Source organism: Streptomyces recifensis, from assembly GCF_002154615.1.
GTDB lineage: Bacteria > Actinomycetota > Actinomycetes > Streptomycetales > Streptomycetaceae > Streptomyces > Streptomyces griseoluteus.
Genome location: NZ_MUNH01000499.1, coordinates 1 through 6,476, shown reverse-complemented (window position 1 = coordinate 6,476; position 6,476 = coordinate 1). Strand labels below are relative to the sequence as shown.

Annotated in this window: 2 protein-coding genes and 1 pseudogene; all 3 read right to left on the bottom strand. The window is 69.2% G+C overall.

What is annotated here, in order from left to right; genetic code table 11:
• Nucleotides 1-858, bottom strand: a pseudogene (locus CCN33_RS24020) (cell division protein FtsK); the annotation flags it as partial.
• 125 nt (nucleotides 859-983) lie between these two features.
• Nucleotides 984-1,661 (bottom strand): response regulator, encoded by a 678-nt coding sequence (locus tag CCN33_RS24015; protein ID WP_086695581.1) that lies wholly within the window; start codon nucleotides 1,659-1,661, stop codon nucleotides 984-986.
• Between the two features lie 241 nt (nucleotides 1,662-1,902).
• Nucleotides 1,903-6,476: HAMP domain-containing protein (locus tag CCN33_RS24010; protein ID WP_086695580.1), on the bottom strand; the 4,574-nt coding region annotated here is incomplete at its 5' end.

Sequence of the window (6,476 nt, the reverse complement as noted above, 5' to 3'; positions counted from 1 at the left end):
GCCGCCGCGGCGGCTCCGGGGGCGGGCGGGCGGTTCGTCGCGCCACTGCTCGTCGTAGCCCTCGACGTCGTCCAGGTCGGCCGCGTAGTCGTGCAGCACGCCGAGGCGGATGCCGAGGGCGCGCAGCCGGCGCGGGATGTGGTTGACCGGGGTGGCGGTGACCACGAGCAGCCCGAACACGGTGAGCAGCACCAGCAGCGGTACGGCGAGCACCTCGCTCATGGTGTACGTCAGCGGGGTGGCGGCCGCCCAGCCGATGAGGCCGCCGGCGTCCCTTATGGCCCGCATGCCGTCGTCCCGGGCGGGCGAGCCGCAGGCGATGTGCACCTGGCCGAGCACGCCGACGACGAGCGCGGACAGACCGATGACGATCCGGCCGTTGGCCTCCGGTTGCTCGGGGTGCCGGATGAACCGGACGGCGATGACCGCGAACAGTATCGGCACCAGCAGGTCGAGGCGGCCGAAGGAGCCGGTGACCAGGATCTCCACCAGGTCACCGACGGGTCCGCTGAGGTCGGCCCAGGTGCCGGCGGCGACGATCAGCGCGACGGCGAACAGCAGCAGCGCGATTCCGTCCTTGCGGTGGGCCGGGTCGAGATTGCGCGCGCCCTGCCCCACGCCCCGGAAGACTGCGCCGACCGCGTGCGCCGTGCCGAGCCAGACGGCACGGACGAGTCGGTACAGGCCGCCGGTGGGGCTCGGCGCGGGCTTGGGCGGTGCCTTGCGGACCGGAGCCCGACGGGCCGGCGCCTTCTTGGCCGGGGCCTTTTTGGCGACCGCCTTCCTCGCCGGAGCCTTCGCGGGAGCGGCCGCCTTCCTGGCGGGCGGCTTCTTGGCTGCGGAGGGACGTGAGGCCATGGGACCGAGGTTACCGGGGGAGACGACAGCGGACACGTGTGCCCACTGCTTCACCCGTTCGTGTCGCCCTTGGCAAGGCGCCGAATTGACGCCCGCTCATGGAAGGCCGGAGATCCGGCGGGTCGTCAACTCCGTGGAGGGAGTGCGGCGGAGCCGTCGGCGCCCGGCTCCAGGGCGTCCAGCGCCCGGCGCAGACCGGTGAGTTTGCGCTCCAGGTGCGCGGCGGTGGCCACCGCCGCCGCGTCGGCGGACTCGTCGTCCAACTGCTTGGAGAGCGCCTCGGCCTGCTCCTCGACGGCCGCGAGCCGGGCGGACAGCTCCGCGAGCAGCCCCGCGGGCTCCTTGCTGTCGACCGTGTCCTTCCGCCCGCCCTCCAGCTGGAGCCGCAGCAGCGCCGCCTGCTCCCTCAGTTGGCAGTTCTTCATGTACAGCTCGACGAACACCGAGACCTTGGCGCGCAGCACCCACGGGTCGAACGGCTTGGAGATGTAGTCGACCGCGCCCGCCGCGTAACCCCGGAAGGTGTGGTGCGGGCCGTGGTTGATCGCGGTGAGGAAGATGATCGGGATGTCCCGGGTCCGCTCCCGCCGCTTGATGTGCGCGGCCGTCTCGAAGCCGTCCATACCCGGCATCTGGACATCCAGCAGGATGACCGCGAAATCGTCCGTGAGCAGTGCTTTGAGCGCTTCCTCCCCGGAAGATGCCCGCACCAGCGTCTGATCGAGCGCAGAGAGGATGGCCTCCAGCGCCAGCAGATTCTCCGGCCGGTCATCGACCAGGAGGATCTTGGCCTTCTGCACCATGGCCCGCCCTCCTCGCCCCGGCGGTACACCGGGCGCCGCCCCAGGGGACGACTCCCTTTCGTCGCCCGTCCTTGTGCCGGTCGTCGTAGCCGCACCCCGCCCGTCGCCACACCCTGTCACCGCGATGTCACGGTGCACACAGTTCAAACGCGGGCAGAGCCTGGAAGGTTCCCGGAATCCGAGGTTCCCACACCTGGCCCGCGCTGTGCACCGCGCCCCTGTGACCGGTCCTGCCGTACCGTCACTCCGGCCGCATCCACTGTCGCATGGTGGTCAACAGGTGATCAGGGTCGACCGGCTTGGTGACGTAGTCCGAGGCGCCCGACTGGAGCGCCTTCTCCCGGTCGCCCTTCATCGCCTTCGCGGTCAGCGCGATGATCGGCAGCCCGGCGAACTGCGGCATCCTGCGGATCGCGTTCGTGGTCGCGTACCCGTCCATCTCGGGCATCATGATGTCCATCAGCACCACGGCCACGTCGTCGTGCTGCTCCAGGACCTCGATCCCCTCGCGGCCGTTCTCGGCGTACAGCACCGACAGGCCCTGCTGCTCCAGGACGCTGGTGAGCGCGAAGACGTTGCGGATGTCGTCGTCGACGATGAGCACCTTCTCGCCGCCGAACCGCACCGCGCGCACCGGCCGCTCGGTGTCCTCCGGCTGCTCGACGGTGATCGGCTGCTCCGGCCGCGGCTCGGCCTCGGGCAGGCCCCGGCGGCGCCGCCGGAAGAGCGCGGCGGGCCCGTTCTGCGTCTCCCGGTACGACGTCACCTCGGCCGGCGTCTCGGCCCGGGGGTCCGTCAGCTTGGCCGACAGGTGCGCCTCCGAGGCGACCAGCTCACCGGCCTCCAGCGGGGGCACGGACTGCTGGTAGCCCTGCGGCGGGAGTTCGCTCGGGTGCAGCGGCAGGTACAGCGTGAACGTGGACCCGCGCCCCGGCTCGCTCTGCGCGTGGATCTCACCGCCGAGCAACTGGGCGATCTCCCGCGAGATCGACAGGCCGAGGCCGGTGCCGCCGTACTTGCGGCTGGTGGTGCCGTCGGCCTGCTTGAACGCCTCGAAGATCACCCGCATCTTGCTCGCCGCGATGCCGATACCGGTGTCGGTGACCGAGAACGCGATCAGATCGGCGTCCGGATCGGTGAGCGCCCCGGCCTCCAGCAACTGCTCCCGGATGGTCTGCGGCACATCCGCACCGGCCGGCCGGATCACCAGCTCCACCGAGCCGGAGTCGGTGAACTTCACCGCGTTGGAAAGCAGATTGCGCAGCACCTGGAGGAGGCGCTGTTCGTCGGTGTGCAGCGTCGCGGGCAGCTCCGGGGAGACCCGCACCGAAAGGTCCAGGCCCTTTTCGGCGGTCAGCGGGCGGAAGGTCGCCTCCACGTAGTCCACGAGCTGGACCAGCGCGATCCGCGTCGGGGAGACGTCCATCTTGCCGGCCTCGACCTTGGACAGGTCCAGGATGTCGTTGATGAGCTGGAGCAGGTCGGACCCGGCGCCGTGGATGGTCTCGGCGAACTCGACCTGCTTCGGGGACAGGTTGCTCTCCGCGTTGTCGGCGAGCAGCTTGGCCAGGATCAGCAGCGAGTTGAGCGGCGTACGCAGCTCGTGCGACATGTTGGCGAGGAACTCGCTCTTGTAGCGCATCGACACCGCGAGCTGCTCGGCGCGCTCCTCCAGGACCTGCCGGGCCTCCTCGATCTCGGTGTTCTTCACCTCGATGTCCCGGTTCTGCCGGGCCAGCAGCTCGGCCTTCTCCTCCAGTTCGGCGTTGGAGGACTGCAGCGCCTTCTGCCGGTTCTCCAGCTCCGCCGAGCGCTCCCGGAGCTGCTCGGTCAGCAACTGGGACTGCTTGAGCAACTGCTCCGTCTTGGTGTTGACGGAGATCGTGTTGACGCTGGTGGCGATCATCTCCGCGATCTGGTTGAGGAAGTCCCGCTGGATGTGCGTGAACGGCGTGAACGACGCCAGCTCGATCACCCCGAGCACATTGCCCTCGAACACCACCGGCAACACGATGACCTGCGCCGGCGGGGCCTCCCCCAGCCCCGAGGAGATCTTCAGGTAGCCGCTCGGCACATCCCTGACCAGGATCGTCCGCTTCTCCTGCGCGGCCGTCCCGATCAGCCCCTCACCGGGCCGGAACGAGGTCGGCATGGCGCCCGTGGAGCAGCCGTAGGAACCGAGCATGCGCAGTTCGTACTCCTCCTCGCCGTCCCCGGTGAGGTCCTGGCCGTCCAGCAGCGGCATGGTCAGGAAGAACGCGCCGTGCTGCGCGGAGACCACCGGGGTCAGCTCGCTCATGATCAGCGAGGCGACGTCCTCCAGGTCCCGGCGGCCCTGCATCAGCGCCGAGATCCGGGCGAGGTTGCCCTTGAGCCAGTCCTGCTCCTTGTTGGCGATCGTGGTGTCGCGCAGGTTGGCGATCATCTTGTTGATGTAGTCCTGGAGTTCCTGGATCTCCCCGGACGCGTCCACGTCGATCTTCAGGTTCAGGTCGCCGCGGGTCACCGCGGTCGCCACCTTGGCGATGGCGCGCACCTGCCGGGTCAGGTTCCCGGCCATCTCGTTCACCGACTCGGTCAGGTCCCGCCAGGTGCCGTCCACGTCGAGCACGCGGGCCTGGCCGCCGAGCTGGCCCTCGGTGCCCACCTCGCGGGCGACGCGGGTGACCTCCTCGGCGAAGCTGGAGAGCTGGTCGACCATCGTGTTGATCGTCGTCTTCAGCTCCAGGATCTCGCCCCGCGCGTCGATGTCGATCTTCTTGGTCAGGTCGCCCTTGGCGATCGCCGTCGTGACCATGGCGATGTTGCGCACCTGGCCGGTCAGGTTGGACGCCATCCCGTTCACCGACTCGGTGAGGTCCTTCCAGGTACCCGCCACACCGGGCACGTGCGCCTGGCCGCCCAGGATGCCGTCCGTACCCACCTCACGGGCCACCTTGGTGACCTGGTCGGCGAACGAACTCAGCGTCTTCACCATGGTGTTGATGGTGTCGGCGAGCTGCGCCACCTCACCGCGCGCCTCGATGGTGACCTGGCGCGTCAGGTCACCGTTGGCCACCGCGGACGCCACCTGGGAGATGTTCCGCACCTGCATGGTGAGGTTGTTGGCCATCAGGTTGACGTTGTTGCTCAGGTCCTTCCAGATGCCCGTGACACCCGGTACGTGCGCCTGCCCGCCCAGGATGCCCTCGGTGCCCACCTCGCGGGCCACCCGCGTCACCTGCTCGGCGAAGCTGGACAGCTGGTCGACCATGGTGTTGACCGTGGTGACCAGTTCGAGGATCTCGCCCTTGGCGTCGACCGTGATCTTCTTCGACAGGTCGCCCTTGGCCACGGCCGTCGTGACCTCGGCGATGTTGCGCACCTGGATCGTCAGGTTGTTGGCCATGAAGTTCACGGACTGCGTGAGGTCCTTCCAGGTGCCGGAGACACCCTGCACCTCGGCCTGACCGCCGAGCATGCCCTCCGTACCCACCTCACGGGCGACCCTGGTGACCTCCTGCGCGAACGACGAGAGCTGGTCCACCATCGTGTTCAGCGTGTTCTTCAGCTCCAGGATCTCCCCGCGCGCGTCCACGGTGATCTTCTGGGAGAGGTCACCGCGCGCCACAGCGGTCGCGACCTGGGCGATGTTGCGGACCTGGGCGGTGAGGTTCCCCGCCATGCCGTTCACCGAATCGGTGAGGTCCCGCCACACCCCGGCCACGCCCGGCACCTGCGCCTGACCGCCGAGGCGGCCCTCGGTGCCCACGTCACGGGCCACCCGGGTCACCTGGTCGGCGAAGGCGGAGAGCTGGTCCACCATCGTGTTGATGGTGTTCTTCAGCTCCAGGATCTCGCCGCGCGCGTCCACGTCGATCTTCTGCGAGAGGTCGCCGTTGGCCACCGCCGTCGTCACCTGGGCGATGTTGCGCACCTGGGAGGTGAGGTTCCCGGCCATGAAGTTGACGGAGTCCGTCAGCTCCTTCCAGGTGCCCGACACCCCGTCCACCCGCGCCTGACCGCCGAGGCGGCCCTCGGTGCCCACGTCACGGGCCATCCGCGTCACCTGGTCGGCGAAGCTGGAGAGCTGGTCCACCATCGTGTTCACGGTGTTCTTCAGCTGGAGCATCTCACCGGAGACGTCCACGGTGACCTTCTGCGAGAGGTCGCCGTTGGCCACCGCCGTCGTCACCTGGGCGATGTTGCGCACCTGACCGGTGAGGTTCCGGAACGCGGTGTTGACCGAGTCCGTCAGGTCCTTCCAGGTGCCGGCCGCGCCCGACACCTGCGCCTGGCCGCCCAGCTCGCCCTCGACACCGATCTCCCGCGCGACCCGCGTCACCTCGGCACCGAACGCCGAGAGCTGGTCCACCATCCCGTTGACGGTGTTCTTCAGCTCCAGCATCTCGCCCGCCACGTCGACGGTGACCTTCTGCGACAGGTCACCGCTGGCCACGGCCGTCGTCACGGCGGCGATGTCCCGCACCTGGGTGGTGAGGTTCCGGAACACCGTGTTCACGGAGTCCGTCAGGTCCTTCCACGTGCCCGCCGCACCCGGCACGTTCGCCTGCCCGCCGAGCCTCCCCTCGGCACCGACCTCGTTGGCCACCCGCGTGACCTCGTCCGCGAAGATCCGCAGCGTCTCGGTCATCTGGTTGATCGTCTCGGCGAGCTGCGCCACCTCGCCCCGCGCGGGAACGGTCACCTTCTGCGACAGGTCACCGTTGGCCACGGCCGTCGTCACCTGCGAGATCCCGCGCACCTGAAGGGTCAGGTTGCCGGCCATCGTGTTGACGGAGTCGGTCAGCTCCTTCCACACCCCGGCCACGCCCG